Below are 21,377 nucleotides of genomic sequence, written 5' to 3'. Positions count from 1 at the left end.
TTCCTCTTCCAACGCCGGCCCCCGTCGCCGTCGTCCCGCCGGTACCAACACCGGTGCCGCACAGCGCCCCCGCCGTGGTGGCAGCAGCAGCAGCGCAGGCCGTGGCTCACGCCCGATGCCGCCCGCCGCGCCCACCGAGTTCGTGATCGAGCAGAAGACCCCGTCACTTCCGCCGGTGGAGACCTTCGCCGAGCTGAACATGCCGCTGCCGCTGCTCAAGGCGCTGACCTCGGCCGGCGTCACCGCGCCGTTCCCGATCCAGTCCGCGACGCTGCCCGACTCGATCGCCGGGCGCGACGTGCTCGGCCGCGGCCGTACCGGCTCCGGCAAGACCCTCGCCTTCGGCCTGCCGATCGTGCTCCGCACGGCCGGCAAGACGGCGCAGCCCAAGCAGCCGCTCGCGCTGATCCTGGTCCCCACCCGTGAGCTGGCCCAGCAGGTCAGCGAAGCGATCATGCCGTACGCCCGGGCTATGCGCCTGAAGACGGCCACGGTCGTCGGTGGCATGTCCATCCAGCGCCAGATCATCGCCCTGCGTCAGGGCGCGGAGATCCTGGTGGCCACCCCCGGCCGCCTGCACGACCTGATCGAGCGTCGCACCGCCGACCTCTCGCAGGTCGAGATCACCGTCCTCGACGAGGCCGACCAGATGGCCGACATGGGCTTCCTGCCCCAGGTCACCAAGCTGCTCGACCAGGTCAAGCCGGACGGGCAGCGGATGCTCTTCTCGGCCACCCTGGACCGCGGTGTGGACCGTCTGGTCCGCCGCTTCCTGGTCGACCCGGTCACGCACTCCGTCGACCCGCACGCGGCCACCATCAGCACGATGGAGCACCACGTGCTCCACGTCGACATCGGCACCAAGCAGGACGTCGCGACGGAGATCGCCGCCCGCGACGGCCGCGTCATCATGTTCGTCGACACCAAGCGCGGTGCCGACAAGCTGACCAAGCACCTGCTGTCCCGCGGCGTGCACGCCTCGGCGCTCCATGGTGGCAAGTCGCAACCGCAGCGCACCCGCACCCTGGACCAGTTCAAGTCGGGCAAGGTCACCGCGCTCATCGCCACGAACGTGGCGGCCCGCGGTATCCACATCGACGGCCTGGACCTGGTCGTCAACGTGGACGCGCCGTCCGATCCCAAGGACTACCTGCACCGCGGTGGCCGTACGGCCCGCGCCGGTGAGTCCGGCAGTGTCGTCACCCTGGTGCTGCCGTCGCAGCGCCGCGAGATGACCCGCCTGATGTCCGCCGCGGGTGTCGAGCACCAGGCGGCCAAGGTCGTCCCCGGTGACGAGACCCTGATCAAGGTCACCGGCGCGCGTGCGCCGTCCGGCATCCCGGTCACGGTCCGCGCCCCCGAGTCGGACGTCGCGCGCAGCCCCCGCCCGCGCCGCGGCGCCCCGGCCGGCGGTTCGTCGTCGACCGGCCGTCCGCGTACGCCCCGCCCGGCAGTCGACCGCCCCAAGCGGGTCAGCCTGGACGGCACCGACCCGAACGCGGCTGGTTACGTCAACCGCCGCGGCCGTCGTCCCGAGAACCGTCGCCCCAGCGCGGTCTGACGCACAGCACACTGATCAAAGGAGCGGCCCCGGACCCCACGGTCCGGGGCCGCTCCCGTTTCCCGGGCAGGCGGCACGCCTCCACCGCTGGGCTTTCGCCGGGCACGGCAGATAACGTCGTACGGGACACACCCAGGCAAGAGCGACCGCAGACGGTGCCGGACATGCCCCGCAACCGGTCGTTCCCCGGCACAAACCGGAAGGCGGACCCCTCCCATGCCCGACCAGTCGACTCTGACCGACCACGCGGGGACGATCAGGGAACTGGCCTCCCGCTGGCTGGACCGCCTGCTGTCCGACCCGGCGGTACGCAGCGCGGGCGGCGACGTGGTCTGCTCCCCGGCCGGTCTGTGGCTCGCGCTGTCGGCCCTCGCGGTCGGTGCCGACGGGGAGACCGCTGACGAACTGGCCGACCTGCTCGGCGTCGCGACGCCCGAAGCGGCGGAGATCGTCGCCACCGCGGTCCGGGCCGTCGCAGCCACCGACGACCTCGGGGTCGCCACCGGCGTCTTCGCCTCGGTTCCGGTCCACGATGGATACCGCGCGTTGTTGCCCGGCGTCTCGTTCGCCCCACTCGACGACCCCGCCGCGATCAACACATGGGTGAGTGAAGCCACCGGGGGCCTGATCGACCGGCTTCCGGTCGCCCCGGGCCCCGACGTCCTGCTGATGCTGGTCAACGCACTCGCCCTGAAAGCGGCCTGGGCAGACCCCTTCGACCCGGACCAGACCGGACCGCACCCCTTCACCCCCGCCACCGGGCCCGCGGCCGACGTCCCGATGATGATGCGCACGGTCCCCACCTCCGACGTGTGGACCGTCGGCTACCGCGACGGCGCGGTCACCGTCGTCGAACTGCCGTGCGCCGGGGACAACCCGGCCCGCGTCCGCTTCGCCCTGGGCACGCAATCAGCCCCGCCGGCCCCCGTCATGGCCGCCGCGTGGGGCCCGCGCCACCTCGGCGAGCCCGTGCGGGCACCCGAGGTCATCCTGCGCCTGCCCCGCTTCAGCCTCCGTACGGCCGTCGACCTCACGGGACACCTCCAATCCCTCGGCGTCCACCGGGCGCTGACCGACAAGGCCGAATTCGACCTCGTCTCCCCGGTGCCGCTGCACCTCGGCCAGGTGGTCCAGGAGGCGCTGATCCGCGTCCGCGAGGAGGGCGTCGAGGCGGCGGCGGTCACCCAGGCGATGATGCTCACCCGGGTGATGCCCGCGGCCGAGCCGCTGGAAGTCACCTTCGACCGCCCGTTCGCGTGCGCGGTGATGGACGCGAGCGGCACGGTCCCGCTGTTCAGCGCCTACCAGGCGGGCGTCCCAGCGGTCTGACACCTCTTCAGGAGCCCTCGATATCCGGCGTCCCGGGTGATACTCCTAGGTCACCGGAGTCCGATCCCGTACGGAGGCCAAAATGAGCGCGACCATACCCGCCCGCTACGGCATCACGGTGCCCCTGGGCGCCCCGCTGGCCGAACACCCCCGGATGATCCGGGAGTTGGCCGCCGCCGGATACACCGACATCTGGTCCGCCGAAGTCGACCAGTACGACGGGTTCACTCCGCTGACCATCGCCGCACTCGCCGATCCCGGTGTGCGGCTCGGCACCGCCATCGTCTCGCCCTACACCCGGGGCCCGGCCACCTTGGCGATGAGCGCCGCGGCACTCGCCGACCTCGCCCCCGGCCGCTTCGCCCTGGGGGTCGGCGCGGGCTCCGCTGCCATCGTCGAAGCCTGGAACGGGGTCGCGTTCGACCAGCCCTACCAGCGCGTGCGGGACACCGTGCGGTTCCTCAAGAGCGCCTTGGCCGGTGAGAAGGTCACCGAGGACTACGAGACCTTTTCCGTACGCGGATTCAAGCTCGCGACGCCGCCGCGGACACCCCCGCCGGTGTACGTGGCCGCGCTGCGTCCCGGGATGCTGCGGCTCGCCGGTCGGGAGGCCGACGGGGCGATCCTCAACTGGCTGTCCGCTGAGGATGTGAAACAGGTCGTCCCGTACGTCCACGAGGGCGGCCCCGGCAAGGAGGTCGTCGCGCGCATCTTCGTCTGCCCGGTCGACGACGCGGAGTTCGTCCGTACGCTGGCCAAACGCTTGATCACCGCGTATCTGACGGTGCCTGTGTACGCCGAGTTCCACCGCTGGCTGGGCCGCGGTGAGCTGCTCGCCCCGATGTGGGAGGCCTGGGCCGCCGGGGACCGGAAGGCAGCGCTGCGGCTGGTCCCGGACCAGGTCGTGGACGACCTCATCGTGCACGGCAGCCCGGAGGTGTGCCGGGCGAAGATTCAGCGCTACGCCGACAACGGGGTGACCGTGCCGGTGCTTGCGGTGGTGGATCCGCGCCCCGGCGCCGACCCGCTGGAGTTCCCGCTCGCCCTGGCGCCGCACGCGTAGCGATGGTCTTGGAGTTTGCGGGGCGCCCCGCGATGGGCACAGTGCCCCGGAAACTCCAAGACCATCGCAGCGGTGGTCCGTGGCCCGGCGTCAGACCAGCCCGAGCACCCGCTCCGCGTTACCGCGCAGGAACTTCGGCCACACCGCGTCCTTGAACGGCACGTCCGGCAGCTCGCCGAAGATCCGGTCCAGGGTCAGGCCGTACGGGTAGTACCCGGCGTACAGGACCTTGTCGGCGCCCCGGGTGTTCGCGTACTCGATGATCTCCCGCGGGTAGTGCTTCGGCGCGAACGCGGACGACGACCAGTGCAGCCCCGGCCACTTGAGCATCAGCTTGACCGCGAGGTCGCACCACGGTTCTCCACCGTGCCGCATCACCACGATGAGCTCGGGGAAGTCGTAGCAGACCTGGTCGAACCGCAGCACTTCCTGCGCGGTGGCGGGCACCCGCGGGCCCGGGATCCCGGCGTTGACGAAGACCGGGATGCCCAGTTCCACACACGTCGCGTAGACCGGGTAGGCGAGCCGGTCGTCGATCGGGACCGGGGGAGTGCAGCCGCACGGGAAGAACGTCGCCGCGACGACGCCGATGTCCTCGTACGCTCCGCGCAGCGCGCGGACGCCGTCAACCGGGTTCACCGGGTCGACCTGGAAGCTGCCGAGCAGCCGGTCGGGGTGCCGCCGTACGGCTTCGATGGTCACTTTGTCGTCAAAGGACACAGGGATCATCGCTTTGTCGACACCGAAGGCGTCCATCTCGCGCAGCAGGTCACCGATGGATTCACTGGTGCGTTCGACGTCGGGCAGGTCCTTGTACATGTAGCCCGCCGGGTGCGTCATCCCCGTCCGGCTCTCCTCGTCGCGCAGCGTGGCCGCCATGGACTTCGCCCACCAGCGGCGGTCCCGGTTCGGCAGTCCCATCAGGGTGTCGACGACCCCGATGTCGGCGGGGAAGGGCATGGTGCGGACTCCTGGGTGTAAGGACGGACGTCGGTCATGTACAAAAGTCCCTTTGTCGATCTCCGCAGGGCACTTTTGTACATGACCGACGCGGGTGGACACGCAGGGGTCAGCGGGTGACGATCACCGATGAGCCGTGGCCGAACAGACCCTGGTTCGCGGTGATGCCCACCTTCGCGTTCGCCACCTGACGGCCGCCGGCCTGGCCCCGCAGCTGCCACGTCAGCTCGCACACCTGGGCGATGGCCTGGGCGGGGACGGCCTCGCCGAACGAACCGAGTCCGCCCGACGCGTTGACCGGGATCCGGCCGACGACGTCGAACACGCCGTCGCGCAGCAGCTTCTCCGCCTCGCCGCGCCCGCAGATCGCCAGGTCCTCGATCCAGTCCAGCTCAAGTGCGGTGGACAGGTCGTAGACCTCGGCCAGGGACAGGTCCCCGGGACCGATGCCCGCCTCTTCGTACGCGGCGTGCGCGAGGGCGGCCCGGAACGAGCGCTCGTTCCGGGGGACCGCGACCGTCGAGTCGGTGCCGATGTCCGGCAGTTCGAGGACCGTGCTCGGGAAGGTGGGAGTGATGGTGGAGACAGCCGCGATCTTCACCGGATTTGTCGTCCGCCTGGCCGCGAACTCCTTGGAACAGAGGACTACCGCCGCGGCTCCGTCGGAGGTGGCGCAGATGTCCATCAGGCGCAGCGGGTCGGCCACGACCGGGGACGCCGCGACGTCGGCCAGGGTGAACGCCTTGCGGTAGCGGGCGTTCGGGTTGGCCAGGCCGTTCCGCGCGTTCTTCACCTTGACCTTGGCGAAGTCCTCCAGGGTGGCCCCGTACAGGTCCATGCGGCGGCGGGCGTACATCCCGAAGTAGGTCGGGTTGGTCGCGCCGAGCACGTGGAAGCGCACCCAGTCCGGGTCGTCGGGGCGGTCCCCGCCGACGGGGGCGAAGAAGCCCTTGGGGGCCGCGTCCGCACCTACGACCAGTGCGACGTCGCACAGGCCCGCGAGGATCTGCGCGCGGGCGTTGGCGATGGCCGCCGAACCGGAGGCGCAGGCGGCGTACGCGGAGGAGATCCGCGCACCGTTCCAGCCGAGCGCCTGGGCGAAGGTGGACCCGGCCACGAAGCCCGGGTAGCCGTTGCGGATGGTGTCCGCGCCCGAGACGTACTGGATCTCCTGCCAGCCCACCCCCGCGTCGGTCAGCGCGTCGCGGGCGGCCTTGACGCCGTACTCGACGAAGTTGCGGCCCCACTTGCCCCACGGGTGCATGCCGGCGCCCAGGACGACTACCTCGCGGTCGGCGCTCATACGGCGGCCTCCGTAACCGGCTTGAAGTTCCAGGTGGTGAAGACGGTGTCGGCCGTCTCGTACAGCTCGCCCGGGGTGATCTCCACCTGGACGCCGACCTTCAGGTCGTCCACGGTGACGCCCGGGACTGCCTGGCCGAGCACGATGATGCCCTCGGCCGCCAGCTCGACCGCGATCAGGGTGAAGGGCTCCCACTCGGCGTCCGGGTCGGACACGTACGGGGGCGGTGGGCGGTAGCCGGCGTTGGTGTACGACCACACGGTGCCGCGCGGGGAGAGCTCGACCTCGGCAAACTCCTCACCCGTGCAGGCGGGGTTCTTGCAGAAGCTCTCCTGGCGCGGGAAAAACACGGTCCCGCAGGCGGTGCACCGGGTGCCGAGGAGCGCGAAGTCTCCATCGTCGGTGGTGAACCAGCCGGGGACCACGGGCTTGCGGTCCTTCGTCACCGGTGCGCCCTCCTGTCTGTATGTCTCGTCTGTATGCCGCGGGATTCCTGACGCGCTCCATTCTGACGGTACGTCAGGTATCAGCGGCAGGCGAGGGGCGGGTCGCGCTGGTCACACAGTGGGAAGCGGCGGGACAGCGTGAAGCGGCGGTACGGGACGCGGTTGCGTCCCGTACCGCCGCTACGTCCCGACGTCGGATCAGAAGCTGATCGGGGTGTTCCAGTCCCGTGTAGTCCTGGTTCACCGCGACGCGGGACTGCTGGAAGACGTCCACGGTCCGGTCGTTGTCGTAGTTCAGGTAGAGGTGGAAGGTGAAGGACCAGGTGTCGTGGCCCACCGGGTTGATGTAGGTGTTCACCGTGCCGCCGTTCAGCAGGTCCAGGCTGCTGATCAGCGGCCCGGCGGGGGAACCGGCCGCTCCTGCTGACCGGGCACCTCATCGGCGAGTTCGCCGAGGTTCACCACGCCGCGGAGTCCGCCGCGCACCGGGCCGCGTGCTCCGAGGTCCGTGACCTGCGTGACTACACGCCACTGGCGCAAATCACGATCACGTACGGGGACGTGGTCGCCGGACTGCGGGCCGGTGCTCCGCCGGGACCGCCGCGTGACGCGTCGGGGTGTCGGGGAAGGGGGACCGACGGACGGGACCGAACCGGTCAATCAGTCGAACTATCCGCCTCCCGGACGCATAAACCAGCTCTGAACGGGACAATAGTGGTTGATCCACCCGGCGCGGCGGTGGCGGCCCACCCGGTGGAAATGGAACGATCAGGGCATGTCGCCGTCGTCCACCCCTGTCCGGCCCGCCGGGGAGCAGCCTCTTCCTCCCGCTGTCGCAGCAACCGCTCCGGAAGCCGTCGTGGCGACCGGAGCGGAACCAGCCGCCGCGGGCCTTCTCCGGCACCCCCGGACACTGTGGGCCGCGGCCGGTTTCGCCGCCCTGTCGCTGATCGGCTACCTGGTCCTGGCCGCCACCCGGCGCGACACCATGTGGTGGATGGGCGACCTGAAGGTCTACCGGGCCGGCGGCGAGGCCGTGCTCGACGGCGACGCGAGCCTGTACGACATCACAGTGACCCTGGCCCACCTGCCGTTCACCTACACGCCCTGGGCCGCGGTCGTCTTCGTGCCGCTGACCTGGCTCCCGCTCGCGGTGGTCAAGTGCCTGGCGGTGACGGTCAACCTGGTGCTGCTGTACCTGTGCGCCTACCTCGCCTGGGGCATGGCGGGGCGCAGATCCACAACGGGTGGCGCCGCGGACGCCGGCGCCACCGGGAGCAGCGCCGCCGGCGACGGCACCGCAAGAACGAGCGCCACAAAGATCAACGACAGACGAAGCCGTACGGTCCTCGCCCTGATCACTTCGGCGGTCCTCCTGTGGACCGACCCGGTCCAGGAGACACTGCGCTTCGGGCAGGTCAACCTCGGGCTGCTCGCGCTCGTGCTGTTCGACGTGTCGCGCAAGAAGAAGAGCAAGTGGCAGGGCGTGGGGATCGGCCTGGCCGCCGCGCTCAAACTCACCCCGCTGATCTTTGTGGCCTACCTCTTCCTCACCCGGCGCTTCCGCGCGGCGTGGACCGCGCTCGGCACCTTCGCCGGCACTATCGGCCTGGCGTTCGTGCTGCTCCCCAAGGAATCAGGGCGCTACTGGGGCGGAGTGTTCGGCGACGACTCCCGGATGGGCTTCGCACCGTTCCCGGGCAACCAGTCCCTGCGCGGCACCCTCGCCAGGCTCCTCCACGAAGGCAATCCGCCCGTCCTCCTGTGGTTCCTGACCGCCGGTGCCGTCGGCGTCCTGGGCCTGCTGGCGTCGGCCGCACTGTCCCGGAAGGGCAACGATCTGGCGGGCGTCAGCCTGTGCGCGCTGACCGGCCTGCTCGTGTCACCGATCTCCTGGACCCACCACTGGGTCTGGATCATCCCCGGCCTGGTGGTGATGGTCACGTACGCCCTCGACCACGCCCGCCGTGCCGCGTGGCTGCTGCCGTTCTCGCTCGTCGCGGTGATGATGGCCCTGCCGGTCCGGCGCGGCGAGCTCGGCGACTCCATCCCCACCGGCGTGGTGTGGCGGGTGCCCTACCGGGAGGGCCGGGAACTGGACCTGCGGGGCTTCGAGCAGGTGACCGGCAGCGCCTACACCCTGGCGGGCCTTGTCCTGCTGTTCGGTGTCTCGGTGGTCGTGCTGGCCTCCGCGGCCAAGGCCCGCCGGGCCGCCCGCCCCCGGCCTCCCGAGCGCCCTAAGCCGGGCAGTGTCCGGGGCGGGGCCGCCCGCTGGCGCAGCACGCCGCTCGGCACGGACGCGGGCGGGTGCTGAACGGGGCACCCGATTGAACAGAGCACCCGGCGCCGAGCAGGCCAGCGGGCTGAACCGGTGCCACCCGGCGCTGAACCGGCCGGGCCCTGCGGCGGACCGGCCGTGACGACCCGTGGAGTGACCATCGGACAGCGGACCGGCGGCACACGGGAAAACCGGACGGCCGGGACCGATATCCTGACCCGGCCCCGAGGGTCCGGCCGTCCGAGGTGAACCGCCCTGACCTGAGAGCCGATCCGCCTGTGTTACTCCTGGAGCATCAAGACCCCATGTCCTTCCCCCGCGCGTTCGTGAACTCCTGCCGCGAGCTGCTCACGCTCGAGCCCCGCACTCCGTACGGGTCGCGGACCGCGGACATAGGGGACCGGGAGTTCGCCCGGCCGCGGCGCCTGGCCGTCACCGGCCTCACCGCCGCCGCCTGCGCCCTCCTCCTGTGGGGCCTGTGGGCCGCCGGGAACAGCCGTGACATGTGGCACATGCTCGACCTGAGCGTCTACCACAACGCCGCGGAGGCGCTGAAGACCTCCACGGGGCAGACGGACCTCTACAAGAAGAACTTCGGCACCTGGGAACTCCCCTTCATCTACCCGCCGTTCTCCGCGTTCGTCTTCAAGCTGCTGCTGCCGCTCGGCTTCGGCGGCCTCAAGTGGCTGATGGCCGTCAGCAGCCTGCTGTCCCTGGCCACCGTGGTCTGGTGCTCGTGGGGCATGCTCGGCTACCGGCGCAGCGTGGGCCGGGTCGGCGCGACCGCGGCTGTCCTGGCCGCGGCCCTGTGGTTCGAGCCGGTCCAGTGGACGCTGGTGTGGGGGCAGGTCAACCTGGTCCTGCTCGCCCTGGTGATGATTGACGTGGCGCTGCCCGACAGCCGCCGGTCCAAAGGCGTCCTGATCGGCATCGCCGCGGGGATCAAGCTCACCCCGGCGCTCTTCATCGTCTACCTGCTGGTCACCCGGCGGTTCCGGGCAGCGGGTGTGGCGGTCGCGGCGTTCCTGGCCACCATCGGCTGCGGCTGGCTGGTCATCCCCGACGCGTCCAGCGCGTACTGGCTGCACGTCGTCGAGATCAGCGGCCGGGTCAACGGCAAGCTCAGCGTCGGCACCTTGAACAACCAGTCCGTCCAGGGATTCTTCAGCCGCCTGGTCGGCAGCGACGGCAGCCCCGCCGCGGTCACCCTGCTGTGGCTGCTCGGCTGCGCAGTCCTGGGCGTCCTGGGCCTGGTGGCCGCCGCGAAGGCGTCACTGCGCGGCCAGGAGCTGCTCGGCGTGGTGATCGTCGGCGCGCTCACCCTGTTCGTCTCACCGATCTCCTGGTCGCACCACTGGGTGTGGGTCGTCCCGGCCTTCGTCCTGCTGCTCCACCAGGCGCACACCCGGCGGAACCGCCTGTGGTGGGGGCTGACGGCCGCCTACTGGATCTTCTACGCGGCCTGGCCGCTGCGCCTGGGCGCGGACGGGGCGTGGGACGGTGCGCAGACCCTGCAGCCGTGGGGCCTGATCTGGCTGGCCCCGCGCAGCACCCGCGACCGGATCGGCGTCGAGGACCACTGGAACTTCGGGCAGTCCCTGCTCGGCAACAGTTTCCTCTTCGCGGGGGCCGCGCTGACCCTGGCCGTGTGCTGGACGGTCATCGGCTCCGGGGGCGCCGTACACCGGGAACCCGCGGCCGACCAGGCGGAACCCCCTGCCGGTAGGCTCGAAGCCGACCAACCCAACCCCCTGAAGTAGGAAGAGGCAGCCGGTGGACGTGCCTGCGGCGACAGGAAGCACGGTCACCTCGGACCGGGTCTTCACGATTCCCAACATGCTGAGCTTCGCCCGGCTCCTGGGCGTTCCGGTCTTCCTCTGGCTGGTCCTGTGGCCTGAGTTCGGCGGCCCGAAGCACAACGGGATCGCCGTCGCGATCCTGATGGTGTCCGGCTTCACCGACTGGCTGGACGGCAAGCTCGCCCGCAAGTGGAACCAGATCACCCGGGTCGGCCAGCTCCTCGACCCGCTCGCCGACCGCCTCTACGTGCTGTCGACGCTGCTGGGACTGACCTGGCGGGGCATCCTGCCGGTCTGGGTCACCGCCCTGGTCCTCGGCCGCGAACTGTTCATCCTGTGTCTGCTGCCGGTGCTCCGCAAGCATGGTCTGATGTCCCTGCCGACCAGCTTCATCGGCAAGGCGGCGACCTTCAACCTGATGTCCGGCTTCCCGTTGCTGCTGCTCAGCGACGGGGACGGACGTGTCGCAACTCTCGCAGCGATCTTCGGCTGGGCCTTCACCTGGTGGGGTACAGCTCTCTACTGGTGGGCAGGAGTGCTCTACGCGGTCCAGACCCGGAACCTGGTCGCCGCAGCCAAGGCCGGCCCCGCAGGGGACCACGGCACGGCTGACGGTGACCGGGCCTCCGCTGGGACGCTGACTGCCTGAAGCATCCGGGGCCTGTGTGTCGGTCCCCGTCCGACCGGTCCGGATGCCAGATGTGCGAACCAGCACGAAGGAGGACGAGACCGAATATGAAGGCCGTTGTAATGGCCGGCGGAGAAGGAACGCGTCTCCGCCCGATGACCTCCAGCATGCCCAAACCGCTCCTGCCCGTGGTGAACCGGCCGATCATGGAGCATGTACTCCGGCTGCTGAAACGCCACGGCCTGAGCGAGACCGTCGTGACCGTGCAGTTCCTGGCCTCGCTGGTCAAGAACTACTTCGGGGACGGCGAAGAGCTCGGCATGAAGCTCACGTATGCCAACGAGGAGATCCCACTCGGTACGGCCGGAAGTGTGAAGAACGCCGAAGAGGCGTTGAAGGACGACACCTTCCTGGTCATCTCCGGCGACGCGCTCACCGACTTCGACCTCACCAAGCTGATCGAGTTCCACCGGGAGAAGGGCGCCCTGGTCACGGTGTGCCTGACGCGGGTCCCCGACCCGCTGGAGTTCGGCATCACCATCGTCGACGACGAGGGCAAGGTCGAGCGCTTCCTGGAGAAGCCGACGTGGGGCCAGGTGTTCTCGGACACCGTCAACACCGGCATCTACGTCATGGAGCCGGAGGTCTTCGACTACGTCGCGGCCAACGAGTCCGTCGACTGGTCGAGTGACGTGTTCCCCCAGCTGCTCAAGGAGGGCAAGCCGATCTACGGCTATGTCGCCGAGGGCTACTGGGAGGACGTCGGCACCCACGACAGCTACCTCAAGGCCCAGGCCGACGTGCTCACCGGCAAGGTCGACGTCGAGATCGACGGGTTCGAGCTCTCGCCCGGCGTGTGGGTGGCCGAAGGCGCCGAGGTGGACGACGAGGCGGTGCTCAAGGGACCGCTGTACGTCGGCGACTACGCCAAGATCGAGGCCGGCGCCGAGATCCGCGAGCACACAGTCCTGGGCTCCAACGTCGTTGTGAAGGCCGGGGCGTTCCTGCACCGCGCGGTGATCCACGACAACGTCTACATCGGCCCGCAGACGAACCTGCGCGGCTGTGTCATCGGCAAGAACACCGACGTCATGCGGGCCGCCCGGATCGAAGAGGGCGCGGTGATCGGCGACGAGTGCCTCATCGAGGAGGAGGCCATCGTCGCGGGCAACGTCCGCGTCTACCCGTTCAAGACGATCGAGGCCGGGGCGGTCGTCAACACCTCGGTCATCTGGGAGTCGCGCGGCCAGAAGAACCTCTTCGGGCCCCGTGGGGTCTCCGGCATCCTCAACGTGGAGATCACCCCCGAGCTGGCCGTACGGTTGGCGTCCGCGTACGCGACGACCCTGAAGAAGGGCGCCACCGTAACCACCGCGCGGGACCACTCCCGTGGCGCGCGGGCCCTCAAACGGGCCGTCATCTCCGCTCTCCAGGCCAGCGCGATCAACGTCCGGGACATGGAGAACGTCCCGATGCCGGTGGCCCGCCAGGAGACCGCCCGCGGCTCGGCCGGCGGCATCATGATCCGGACGACCCCGGGTGTCCCGGACAGCGTCGACATCGTCTTCTTCGACGAACGCGGGGCCGACCTGTCGCAGGGCGCGCAGCGCAAACTCGACCGGACGTTCTCCCGCCAGGAGTACCGCCGCGCCTTCCCGGGTGAGATCGGCGAACTCTCCTTCCCGGCACGCGCCTTCGACGCGTACTCCAGCTCACTGCTCAAGGCCGTCGACATCAGCGGTGTCGCCGAGGCCGACATGAAGGTCGTCGTCGACGCCGCGCACGGCAACGCCGCGCTCGTGCTGCCCAGCATCCTGGGGCGGCTCGGCGTGGAGGCGCTGACCGTCAACAGCGGCCTGGACGACAGCCGCCCCACAGAGACGAACGCCGAACGGCGCGCGGGCCTGGCCAAGCTCGGCAAGATCGTCGCGTCCTCGAAGGCAGCCTTCGGCGTACGGTTCGACCCGGTCGGCGAGCGGATGTCCGTCGTGGACGAGAAGGGCCGGATCATCGACGACGACCGCGCCCTGCTGGTGTTCCTCGACCTGGTGTCCGCCGAACGCCGCGGCGGCACCATGGCGCTGCCCGTCACCACCACCCGGATCGCCGAACAGGTCGCGGCCTACCACGGTGTGCAGGTCCACTGGACGACGACGTCGCCCGGCGACCTGGCCCGGGTCGCCGGCGAGGACGGCTCCGTCTTCGGCGGCGACGCGCGCGGCGGCTACGTCGTGCCCGAGTTCAGCACCGTCCTGGACGGCACGGCGGCGTTCGTCCGCCTGATCGGCCTGGTCGCCCGTACGCAGATGACCCTGAGCCAGATCGACGCGCGCATCCCGCACGCGCATGTGCTGCGACGTGAGATCCCCACACCGTGGGCGGTCAAGGGACAGGTCATGCGGGCCGTGGTCGAAGTCGCGGGGGAGCGGGACGTGGACACCACCGACGGCGTACGCGTCGTGGAGCCCGACGGGCGCTGGGCCCTGGTGCTGCCCGACCCGGCGGAGGCCGTCACGCACCTGTGGGCCGAAGGCCCCAGCGACGAGGCCGCCACCGAACTCCTCGACGAGTGGACCCAGGTGGTCGAACGCGCCGGGGAGTGAAAAGCGCGGTCGGCTCCTGACGGCCTTCCGGAAGCGGGCGATGTCCGCTTCCGGAAGGCCGTCGCCCGTCCGGCGACAGTCGGACACAGATTGAGACATCACTGATTCGGGCTGATCGCGCGCCCCAGGGACGGACCAGGGGTCCGGACATGGAACGATGGGCGCATGCCACAGCGGACTGCCTCGCCGAACGACCGGTTCAGGCGGCCCGATGCCTCCATGTCGCTGCTGACCGACATCATGGCCGAAAGCCTGGACGCCGGTTACGCCGAAGCCACCGCCCGCCGTGCGGTCCGCGGCAAGACCGGTCTGCGCACCGGGCTCGCGGCCAACCTCCTGGCCGGGCTCGGCGTCGCGCTGATCGCCGTCATCCTCACCGTCGCCGCCATGCAACTGCGTGAACAGGCCCCGCAGTTGGAGAAGCAGCGGCAGGATCTCGTCGACCGGGTGCACAGCCGTGAGGACAAGGCCGACAAGCTCCGCGCCGAGGTCGACTCACTGCGCGCCGACGTCGAGGACATACAGAAGCAGGAACTCCCCAAGTCCCTCGCGGACCGGGTCAAACTGCTCGGCCTGCTCGCCGGCACGGACCCGGTCACCGGTCCCGGGCTGCGGGTGACGGCCGACGACGCGAAGGCCGCCACCGACGAAAAGGACTCCACCGACCCCCGGCAGCAGAAGGAAGCGGAGAACGGCCGCATCCTCGACCGCGACCTGCAGCGCCTGGTCAACGGGCTGTGGACGGTCGGGGCCGAAGCGGTCGCGGTCAACGGCCAGCGGCTCACCCCGCTGTCGGCGATCCGCGCCGCGGGCAAGTCCGTCCTGGTCGACAACCGCCCGCTGTCCCCGCCGTACGTCGTGCAGGCCGTCGGCGACGGCAAGCGGATGCAGGTGGACTTCCAGGACGGGGCCGACGGGCGGGCCCTGGCCACGCTCCAGCAGCGCTACGGCATCCGGGTGACCACCTCGGTCCAGAAGAAGATGAGTCTGCCCGGCGCGACCACGGTGAACCTGCACTGGGCGCACGCCCAGGGCACGCCCGCCCCCGGCTCCGCGTCCGCCTCCCCGACCGCCGCCTCCGTTCCCCCGAAGACCTCCGGGACCCCCGTTCCGTCCTCCTCGGCCTCCACGGCCTCCACGGGCACCAAGAGCCCCACCCCCACCACGGGCCGCACTCCACGCGACTCGGCGTCAACGAAGGACAAAACAGAGTGATCGCGGTACTGGGCCTGGTACTGGGGGTGGTGGTCGGCTTCATCGCCCGCCCGGTCATCCCGCACGAACTCGAGCCGTACCTCCCCATCGCGGTGGTCGCCGCGCTGGACGCGGTCTTCGGCGGCCTGCGGGCCCTCCTCGACGGGATCTTCGACGACAAGGTCTTCGTAGTCTCGTTCCTGTCGAACGTGGTCGTGGCCGCGCTGATCGTCTTCCTCGGCGACAAGCTCGGCGTGGGCGCCCAGCTCTCCACCGGCGTGGTCGTCGTCCTCGGCATCCGCATCTTCTCCAACGCGGCGGCCATCCGGCGGCACGTCTTCCGGGCTTAGGGGAGCACCAGGTGAGCAGCAAGGACGACAAGCCTCCGGTCCCGCCGGAGCCCGGGCGCCCCGCACCGGACCGCGAGGCCACCCCGGTCCCGGCAGCGCCGGAGACCCCGGCGGTGCCCGCGGTCCCGGAAGAGGACGTCGTACGGGAGGACTCCGCCGCACCGGCCGTCCCGGAACCCGTGACGGGGCAAGTCCCCGGCCGGGTCGGGGAGACGCCGCCGGACGGCGCGCGACTGCCGACCGTGGAACACCGCCGCACGGTGGACCTCTTCCACCACCGGCGGCACCGCGCGAAGCACGCCCCGGAGCGGGGCGTGCCGCACCTGGTCCCCGGCGTGGACTTCACGAAGGAACCGGAGGACGAAGCCGTACGCGAGGCCGTTCTTGAATCGGCCGCGGAAGCGGTGTCCGACAACCCGGACGCCGCACCGCCCTCCGCTCTCTCGGCGGCCGCCGGGCCACAGCCCACCGGGCGCAGCAGACTGCTCGCGTCGCTCTGGCCGCTCCGTGTCAGCCGCGCCCAACTCGTCGTCGCCGTCCTGTTGTTCGCCCTCGGGGCGGGCCTGGCCATCCAGGTGCGTTCCAACACCCAGTCGGATCCGCTGCGCGGCGCGCGCGAATCCGACCTGGTCCGCGTCCTGGACGAGCTCAACGAACGCACCTCAAGGCTCGAAGAGGAGAAGCACCGCCTCGCCAACAGCCGTGACCAGTTGCGCAGCAGCAACGACCGGGCCGAGGAGGCCAGGACCCAGACGGAGCAGAAGGCCGCCGCGCTCGGCGTCCTGGCCGGCACGGTCAAGGCCGAAGGGCCCGGGATCGTCCTGACCGTCACAGACACGGGCGGTCAGGTGAAGGGCGACATGCTCCTGGACACCCTCCAGGAGCTGCGCAACGCCGGCGCCGAGGCGATCCAGATCAACCAGGTGCGGGTCGTCGCCGGGACCTGGTTCACCGACACCGCCGGAAAACCCGGCCGGATCACCATCGACGGACAGGAGACGGGCTCCCCGTACGTGTTCAAGGTGATCGGCAATCCGCAGGACCTGGAACCGGCGCTGAAGATCCCCGGAGGGGTGGTGCGCACCTTGGAGAACAAACACGCCCAAGTGCAGATCGCCCCGGCCCAGCAGGTGCTGGTCGACGCCTTGCGGCCTGCGCAGCAGCCTGACTACGCTCGCTCGGCACCGGGTGGCGGGAACGGATGACCGCCCATCAGCTGACCGTCCGGCACACGGTGGAACCGGCCGCCCCGTCCACCTGACAGAATGCGGACGCAACACCGGCCACACCTGTTCCGGGGCACCAGACCGGAGCGGCAGGCCACCGCAGTAGACCACCTGTCCGAACCAGATCAACTGAGCTGACGACCTTGCAGCAGACCGTGCAGTGCGCCCGTGCGCACGACGCCCAGTCCGACCACCGGCGGCCCCTCGGCCGCCGACCGTGGAACCCATGCGCCGGACCCGCCACAAGCGGACCCGGCACGGACGGTCCCAACGCACCACAGGGGAACCGGATCCCTCCGCTACCCGTTCACATTGACACGCATTCCTGCCCCACGGGCGGGCCAGGTTCTCTCGGGGAGGTTCGCCCGTGAAGTTGTTCGCGAGGCTGTTCGGTCGTTCCCGTCGCGCCGGTCAGGAGCCGGCAGCGCCGGCGTCCGACGGCGGACGGGCACCCGGTGCGCCACAGGCGTACGGACAGCAGTACCCCATGCCGGACACCGGGCATGTCAGCCTTGACCCCGGCCGTGACGCGCGCATAAGTTCCGGACAACCCTCGACTTCAGGTCGAGGGTCCGGAGCGGCCGCGGGCGCGCCGCAACAGGAGGCGGGTGCGATGACGGTGTGCAGCAGATGCAATCACCGGAACATCGCCGGAAGCCGGTTCTGCAGCAACTGCGGTGCGCCGCTGGGTGCGGCCGTCCCGGTCGAGGACCCGAACGAGCGCACCTCGACCATCTCCATCAGCGGCATCGAAGCGATGGACGCGGACGCGACCGGCACCGGGCAGCAGCCCGTCCTCAACGCCGAGGCGCAGGCCGCCGTCGACGCGCTCCCGGCCGGCACCGCCCTGCTCGTGGTGCGCCGCGGTCCCAACTCCGGCAGCCGCTTCCTGCTCGACGCCGACCGCACCACGGCCGGCCGTCACCCGCAGAGCGACATCTTCCTCGACGACGTGACGGTCTCGCGCAACCACGCCGAGTTCCGCCGCCGGCCCGGCGGTACCTTCGCCGTCGCGGACGTCGGCAGCCTCAACGGCACCTACGTCGGCCGCCAGCGGATCGACGAAGTGGCGCTGAACCCGGGCGACGAAGTCCAGATCGGCAAATACCGCCTGGTCTTCTTCCCCAGCCGCAATATGCTCCCCGGCGGGGACCACGCGTGACCCGGCGCACGGCCGCCGTCGACGACGGACCGGACAACCGGTCGGGCGTCGGCGGCGCCGTGCCCGGAACCGCCGGAATTCCGGGGCCGGCAGTCCCCGGTGCCGCGGGCACGATGAGCATCGGCGAGATACTGGCCCTGCTCAAACCCGAGTTCCCGGACATCAGCATCTCCAAGATCCGCTTCCTCGAGGCCGAGGGCCTGGTCGAACCCCGGCGCAGCCCCTCGGGCTACCGCAAGTTCGCCGCCGCCGACCTCGACCGGCTGCGCTACGTGCTGCGCCTCCAGCGGGACCGCTACCTGCCGCTCCGGGTGATCAAGGAGCAACTGGCGGCCGTTGACAACGGCCTGCAACCGCCGCAGCCCCAGGCGGCCCCGACGGACGCCGTCGGGGGCGGCGCCGCCGCACCTGACGCCGGAACGGTCCGCCTCACCCGCGCAGAACTGACCGCCGCCGCCGGGATCGACGCCGACCGGCTCACCCGCCTTGAGGAGTACGGGCTGATCAGCCCCCTCCCCGCGGCCCCCGGGCCCGCCGACCCGCTGCCGGGCCCGCACTACGACGGCGACGCGCTGGTCGTCGCGCGCCTTGTGACCGCACTCGGCCGCTACGGCCTCGAACCCAGGCACCTGCGGCAGATCAAGGCGGCCGCGGACCGCGAGGCCGCCCTCGTCGAACAGATCGTCGCGCCGCTGCTGCACCGCCGCGGCGCGGAGGCCAGGACGGGCGCCGAGCAGGCCGTACGCGAACTCCTCGCCCTGACATCCAGGTTCCACACGGTGATGGTCGACGCCGCGCTGCGGCCGACACTCGGGCGCTGACAGTCCTCCACCGGGCACCCGGCAGTGACCCGCGACGGCTGACTTTTTCCGTATTTGACGATTGTCGGCACTGATTCCCCTGGGGGGATCTGTGCCGGTGGTGCAAGCGCGCTAGTGTGGCGATGTGAATGAGCTCGAGGTCGTAGGCGTCCGGGTGGAGATGCCCTCCAACCAGCCGATCGTGCTCCTGCGCGAGACCGGGGGAGACCGCTATCTCCCCATCTGGATCGGTCCTGTGGAGGCGACGGCGATCGCTTTCGCACAGCAGGGGGTGGTACCCGCCCGGCCGCTGACACACGATCTGCTCAAGGACGTGCTGCAGGCGCTGGGGCAGGACCTGACACAGATCCGGATCACGGATCTGCGCGAAGGTGTGTTCTACGCGGAGCTGGTGTTCGAAGGCGGGACCCAGGTCAGCGCCCGCCCCTCCGACGCGATCGCGCTCGCGCTGCGCACCGGCACGCCGATCGTCGGTGCGGAGAGCGTCCTCGACGAGGCCGGGATCGTCATCCCGGACGAGCAGGAGGACGAAGTGGAGAAGTTCCGCGAGTTCCTCGACCAGATCTCCCCCGAGGACTTCGGCACCACCAGTCAATGACCACCAGCCGGTGACTGCCGGCCGCTGACCGCCCGCAGAGGGCGCCGCCCGTGTGCGCCCAGTGACGTGACCCGGCCCTCCGGCCGTGTGACAGGCCCGGGTCGACGCACGAGGTGAATATCACGCAGCGTGCGGCGAGACCGGTGCCGACGGCTGTGGTTTCGTGAAGTTTCTGTCCTTGACCAGGAACGATCGATCAATCGGTGGGTTTGCTTACCCGAACCGGATGGTTTCAAACCACTCTCCCGTGGTGTGTCACTCGGCGTGCCGAACGTGCCGGTCGTTGACGCACCCCAGGTGACTGCCTACCGTCGAAAACGACAGTCCCGGGGAGGATTCTGCTGCGTTGCATATCGACGCACGCAGCCTGGGACCAACGGACCCCCGCGCAGTCGATGTCCTGACGGCAGGGGGATGAGACGGAGGTCGGCGTGAGCATCACCGGCGACAACACGGCCCCCGGGCCCGCGCGCCCGACCCGACCCGTGTCCGCGCGGGCCGTCCAGCCCCCCCGCGGCCGTGTGCAGGGCCCCTCGGCGGGAGGCGCGCAGCCGGAGGTCGGCTACCGCGGTCCCACGGCCTGCGCGGCGGCCGGGATCACCTACCGGCAGCTGGACTACTGGGCCCGCACCGGCCTGGTCGAGCCCAGCATCCGGCCGGGCGGCACCAGCGGTTCCCAGCGGCTCTACGCCTTCCGCGACATCCTCGTCCTCAAGATCGTCAAGCGGCTCCTGGACGCCGGCGTCTCCCTGCAGAACATCCGCGTCGCCACCGACCACCTGCGCAGCAGCCGGGTCGAGGACATGGCCGGCGTCACGTTGATGAGCGACGGGGCCAGCGTCTACGAGTGCACGTCGTACGAAGAGATCGTTGAACTGGTCCAGGGCGGGCAGGGGGTCTTCGGCATCGCCGTGGGGGCGGTCTGCCGCGAAGTCGAGGCGGCGCTGGGCCAGCTGCCCGGCGAGCAGCCCGAAACCGGTGAGGCCGTCGTACGGTTCCACCCGTCCGATGAACTGGCCGCGCGCCGCCGCAGTAAAGCAGTATGAGAAGGCCCCGGCGTGACCGTCACCCCACCGGTGACCGGAACCGACCGGCGACCTCATTCGTCGTCCCCGACATGCTCACCAAGCTTCGTGGCCGGATCAAAGTCCCACGCACCCGCCGGGGTCAGCGCTTGTTCTTCCAGATTCTCCTGATGTGCACGGTCGTCGGGCTCGTCCCGGTGACCTGGACGTTCCTGGCCGCCGGCAACAGGGTCCGGTCGGTGGACAAGGTGCCGGCCACCGATGTGGGCATGGTGCTCGGCGCGGGCGTCGTGGGGGACACCGCGACGCCGCTCCTGGCCGAACGCCTCGAAGTCGCACTCAAGCTGTACCGGTCGGGCAAGGTCAAGGTGCTGCTCGTGACCGGCGACGGCGGCGGCAACCGCTACGACGAGACCGGCGTGATGCGCCGCTACCTGACCGACCGCGGAGTGCCGGACGCCAGGATCGTCGTCGACGAAGCGGGATTCACCACGTGGGACTCCTGCGTCCGCGCGGTCCAGGTGTACGGGGTCGACAGCGTCACGGTGATAACCCAGAAGTTCCACCTCCGCCGCGCACTGGCCCTGTGCCGGGCCGCCGGCCTTGCGACGGTCTACGGGGTGGGGGACAACTCCCTGAACCGGCTCGAAGGCATCCCGCCGACCGTCTACGGCGGGATGCGCGAGATCCCGGCCGCCGCGAAGGCGGTGCTCACCATCCTCCGGAAACCCGCTCCGCAGAAGTCGACGCCGCCGAGTGACGCCGTCCGGATCGCACTCAGTTCTTAGCCGGGCTCCAAGCGCGGGCGTTTTCCTCACGCCGCCTTCGCTGCGCTCAGTCGTCGCTCGGCGCCCGCGCGTCGCCCGGTCAGGCCGCGCCCTCCGGGCGCGCTCAGGACGCTGCGCGCCTTCGCCTTGCGGGGTGGGGCCGCTCGGGGCGCTGCGCGTCTTCGCCTTGCGGGGTGGGGCCGCTCGGGGTGCTGCGCGTCTTCGCCTTGCGGGGTGGGGCCGCTCGGGGTGCTGCGCGTCCTC

Annotated in this window: 20 protein-coding genes; 15 read left to right on the top strand and 5 right to left on the bottom strand. The window is 70.5% G+C overall.

Annotated features, from left to right (window positions below; genetic code table 11):
• Nucleotides 1-115: 115 nt before the first annotated feature.
• From AC0Z36_RS01660 to AC0Z36_RS01650, 3 genes are all read left to right on the top strand, one after another.
• Entirely contained in the window at nucleotides 116-1,561 is a 1,446-nt protein-coding gene (locus tag AC0Z36_RS01660) for a DEAD/DEAH box helicase (RefSeq protein ID WP_485460792.1), read from the top strand.
• 216 nt (nucleotides 1,562-1,777) lie between these two features.
• Entirely contained in the window at nucleotides 1,778-2,890 is a 1,113-nt protein-coding gene (locus tag AC0Z36_RS01655; protein WP_485460791.1) for a serpin family protein, read from the top strand.
• Nucleotides 2,891-2,972: 82 nt separating this feature from the next.
• A complete protein-coding gene (locus tag AC0Z36_RS01650; RefSeq protein WP_485460790.1) occupies nucleotides 2,973-3,953 on the top strand; it encodes an LLM class F420-dependent oxidoreductase in 981 nt (326 codons plus the stop codon).
• Between the two features lie 90 nt (nucleotides 3,954-4,043).
• On the opposite strand, the gene AC0Z36_RS01645 is transcribed toward AC0Z36_RS01650, so the two are convergent.
• From AC0Z36_RS01645 to AC0Z36_RS01625, 5 genes are all read right to left on the bottom strand, one after another.
• The gene (locus AC0Z36_RS01645; protein WP_485460789.1) at nucleotides 4,044-4,913 is read right to left on the bottom strand and encodes an amidohydrolase family protein; all 870 of its coding nucleotides are present in this window, start codon (nucleotides 4,911-4,913) and stop codon (nucleotides 4,044-4,046) included.
• 109 nt (nucleotides 4,914-5,022) lie between these two features.
• Nucleotides 5,023-6,216, bottom strand: a complete 1,194-nt coding sequence (locus tag AC0Z36_RS01640) for a lipid-transfer protein (RefSeq protein ID WP_485460788.1) — start codon at nucleotides 6,214-6,216, stop codon at nucleotides 5,023-5,025.
• The gene (locus tag AC0Z36_RS01635; protein WP_485460787.1) at nucleotides 6,213-6,662 is read right to left on the bottom strand and encodes a Zn-ribbon domain-containing OB-fold protein; all 450 of its coding nucleotides are present in this window, start codon (nucleotides 6,660-6,662) and stop codon (nucleotides 6,213-6,215) included. Before AC0Z36_RS01635 ends, AC0Z36_RS01640 begins: the two co-directional genes overlap by 4 nt.
• A 73-nt stretch (nucleotides 6,663-6,735) precedes the next feature.
• Nucleotides 6,736-7,020, bottom strand: coding sequence for a hypothetical protein (locus AC0Z36_RS01630; RefSeq protein ID WP_485460786.1), 285 nt, complete (start codon nucleotides 7,018-7,020; stop codon nucleotides 6,736-6,738).
• 32 nt (nucleotides 7,021-7,052) lie between these two features.
• The gene (locus AC0Z36_RS01625; RefSeq protein WP_485460785.1) at nucleotides 7,053-7,202 is read right to left on the bottom strand and encodes a hypothetical protein; all 150 of its coding nucleotides are present in this window, start codon (nucleotides 7,200-7,202) and stop codon (nucleotides 7,053-7,055) included.
• Nucleotides 7,203-7,521: 319 nt separating this feature from the next.
• Between AC0Z36_RS01625 and AC0Z36_RS01620 the strand changes: the two genes are divergently transcribed.
• From AC0Z36_RS01620 to AC0Z36_RS01565, 12 genes are all read left to right on the top strand, one after another.
• A complete protein-coding gene (locus tag AC0Z36_RS01620; protein WP_485460784.1) occupies nucleotides 7,522-8,976 on the top strand; it encodes a glycosyltransferase 87 family protein in 1,455 nt (484 codons plus the stop codon).
• Between the two features lie 269 nt (nucleotides 8,977-9,245).
• A complete protein-coding gene (locus tag AC0Z36_RS01615; RefSeq protein ID WP_485460783.1) occupies nucleotides 9,246-10,700 on the top strand; it encodes a glycosyltransferase 87 family protein in 1,455 nt (484 codons plus the stop codon).
• Nucleotides 10,701-10,719: 19 nt separating this feature from the next.
• Nucleotides 10,720-11,388, top strand: coding sequence for a cardiolipin synthase ClsA (gene clsA / locus AC0Z36_RS01610; protein WP_485460851.1), 669 nt, complete (start codon nucleotides 10,720-10,722; stop codon nucleotides 11,386-11,388).
• 86 nt (nucleotides 11,389-11,474) lie between these two features.
• Nucleotides 11,475-13,970 (top strand): sugar phosphate nucleotidyltransferase, encoded by a 2,496-nt coding sequence (locus AC0Z36_RS01605; RefSeq protein ID WP_485460782.1) that lies wholly within the window; start codon nucleotides 11,475-11,477, stop codon nucleotides 13,968-13,970.
• Between the two features lie 165 nt (nucleotides 13,971-14,135).
• Nucleotides 14,136-15,185, top strand: coding sequence for a DUF881 domain-containing protein (locus AC0Z36_RS01600; RefSeq protein ID WP_485460781.1), 1,050 nt, complete (start codon nucleotides 14,136-14,138; stop codon nucleotides 15,183-15,185).
• Nucleotides 15,182-15,514, top strand: coding sequence for a small basic family protein (locus AC0Z36_RS01595; RefSeq protein ID WP_485460780.1), 333 nt, complete (start codon nucleotides 15,182-15,184; stop codon nucleotides 15,512-15,514). The genes AC0Z36_RS01600 and AC0Z36_RS01595 overlap by 4 nt, the downstream gene beginning before the upstream one ends.
• Nucleotides 15,515-15,918: 404 nt before the next feature.
• Nucleotides 15,919-16,719, top strand: a complete 801-nt coding sequence (locus AC0Z36_RS01590; protein ID WP_485460850.1) for a DUF881 domain-containing protein — start codon at nucleotides 15,919-15,921, stop codon at nucleotides 16,717-16,719.
• Between the two features lie 634 nt (nucleotides 16,720-17,353).
• The gene (locus tag AC0Z36_RS01585) at nucleotides 17,354-17,902 is read left to right on the top strand and encodes a double zinc ribbon and FHA domain-containing protein (RefSeq protein WP_485460779.1); all 549 of its coding nucleotides are present in this window, start codon (nucleotides 17,354-17,356) and stop codon (nucleotides 17,900-17,902) included.
• Between the two features lie 113 nt (nucleotides 17,903-18,015).
• Complete coding sequence (ftsR, locus tag AC0Z36_RS01580; protein ID WP_485460849.1) at nucleotides 18,016-18,723, top strand: transcriptional regulator FtsR; 708 nt, start codon at nucleotides 18,016-18,018, stop codon at nucleotides 18,721-18,723.
• Nucleotides 18,724-18,847: 124 nt separating this feature from the next.
• On the top strand, nucleotides 18,848-19,321 hold the full coding sequence (locus AC0Z36_RS01575; RefSeq protein WP_485460778.1) for a bifunctional nuclease family protein: 474 nt from the start codon (nucleotides 18,848-18,850) through the stop codon (nucleotides 19,319-19,321).
• A gap of 431 nt (nucleotides 19,322-19,752) precedes the next feature.
• A complete protein-coding gene (locus AC0Z36_RS01570; protein ID WP_485460777.1) occupies nucleotides 19,753-20,367 on the top strand; it encodes a MerR family transcriptional regulator in 615 nt (204 codons plus the stop codon).
• 71 nt (nucleotides 20,368-20,438) lie between these two features.
• Nucleotides 20,439-21,134, top strand: a complete 696-nt coding sequence (locus AC0Z36_RS01565; protein WP_485460776.1) for a SanA/YdcF family protein — start codon at nucleotides 20,439-20,441, stop codon at nucleotides 21,132-21,134.
• Nucleotides 21,135-21,377 lie beyond the last annotated feature (243 nt).

Source organism: Kitasatospora sp. UYEF31, assembly GCF_057291755.1.
This window is presented reverse-complemented; position numbering and strand designations above follow the sequence as displayed.

What these genes read in the sequence shown, in the direction of transcription:
- AC0Z36_RS01565 (WP_485460776.1), top strand. Translation starts at nt 20,439, where the DNA reads ATGCTCACCAAGCTTCGTGGCCGGATCAAAGTCCCACGCACCCGCCGG.
- AC0Z36_RS01655 (WP_485460791.1), top strand. Translation starts at nt 1,778, where the DNA reads ATGCCCGACCAGTCGACTCTGACCGACCACGCGGGGACGATCAGGGAA.
- AC0Z36_RS01605 (WP_485460782.1), top strand. Translation starts at nt 11,475, where the DNA reads ATGAAGGCCGTTGTAATGGCCGGCGGAGAAGGAACGCGTCTCCGCCCG.
- ftsR (WP_485460849.1), top strand. Translation starts at nt 18,016, where the DNA reads ATGAGCATCGGCGAGATACTGGCCCTGCTCAAACCCGAGTTCCCGGAC.
- AC0Z36_RS01645 (WP_485460789.1), bottom strand. Translation starts at nt 4,913, where the DNA reads ATGCCCTTCCCCGCCGACATCGGGGTCGTCGACACCCTGATGGGACTG.
- AC0Z36_RS01585 (WP_485460779.1), top strand. Translation starts at nt 17,354, where the DNA reads ATGACGGTGTGCAGCAGATGCAATCACCGGAACATCGCCGGAAGCCGG.
- AC0Z36_RS01650 (WP_485460790.1), top strand. Translation starts at nt 2,973, where the DNA reads ATGAGCGCGACCATACCCGCCCGCTACGGCATCACGGTGCCCCTGGGC.
- AC0Z36_RS01640 (WP_485460788.1), bottom strand. Translation starts at nt 6,216, where the DNA reads ATGAGCGCCGACCGCGAGGTAGTCGTCCTGGGCGCCGGCATGCACCCG.
- AC0Z36_RS01615 (WP_485460783.1), top strand. Translation starts at nt 9,246, where the DNA reads ATGTCCTTCCCCCGCGCGTTCGTGAACTCCTGCCGCGAGCTGCTCACG.
- AC0Z36_RS01660 (WP_485460792.1), top strand. Translation starts at nt 116, where the DNA reads ATGCCGCCCGCCGCGCCCACCGAGTTCGTGATCGAGCAGAAGACCCCG.
- AC0Z36_RS01600 (WP_485460781.1), top strand. Translation starts at nt 14,136, where the DNA reads ATGCCACAGCGGACTGCCTCGCCGAACGACCGGTTCAGGCGGCCCGAT.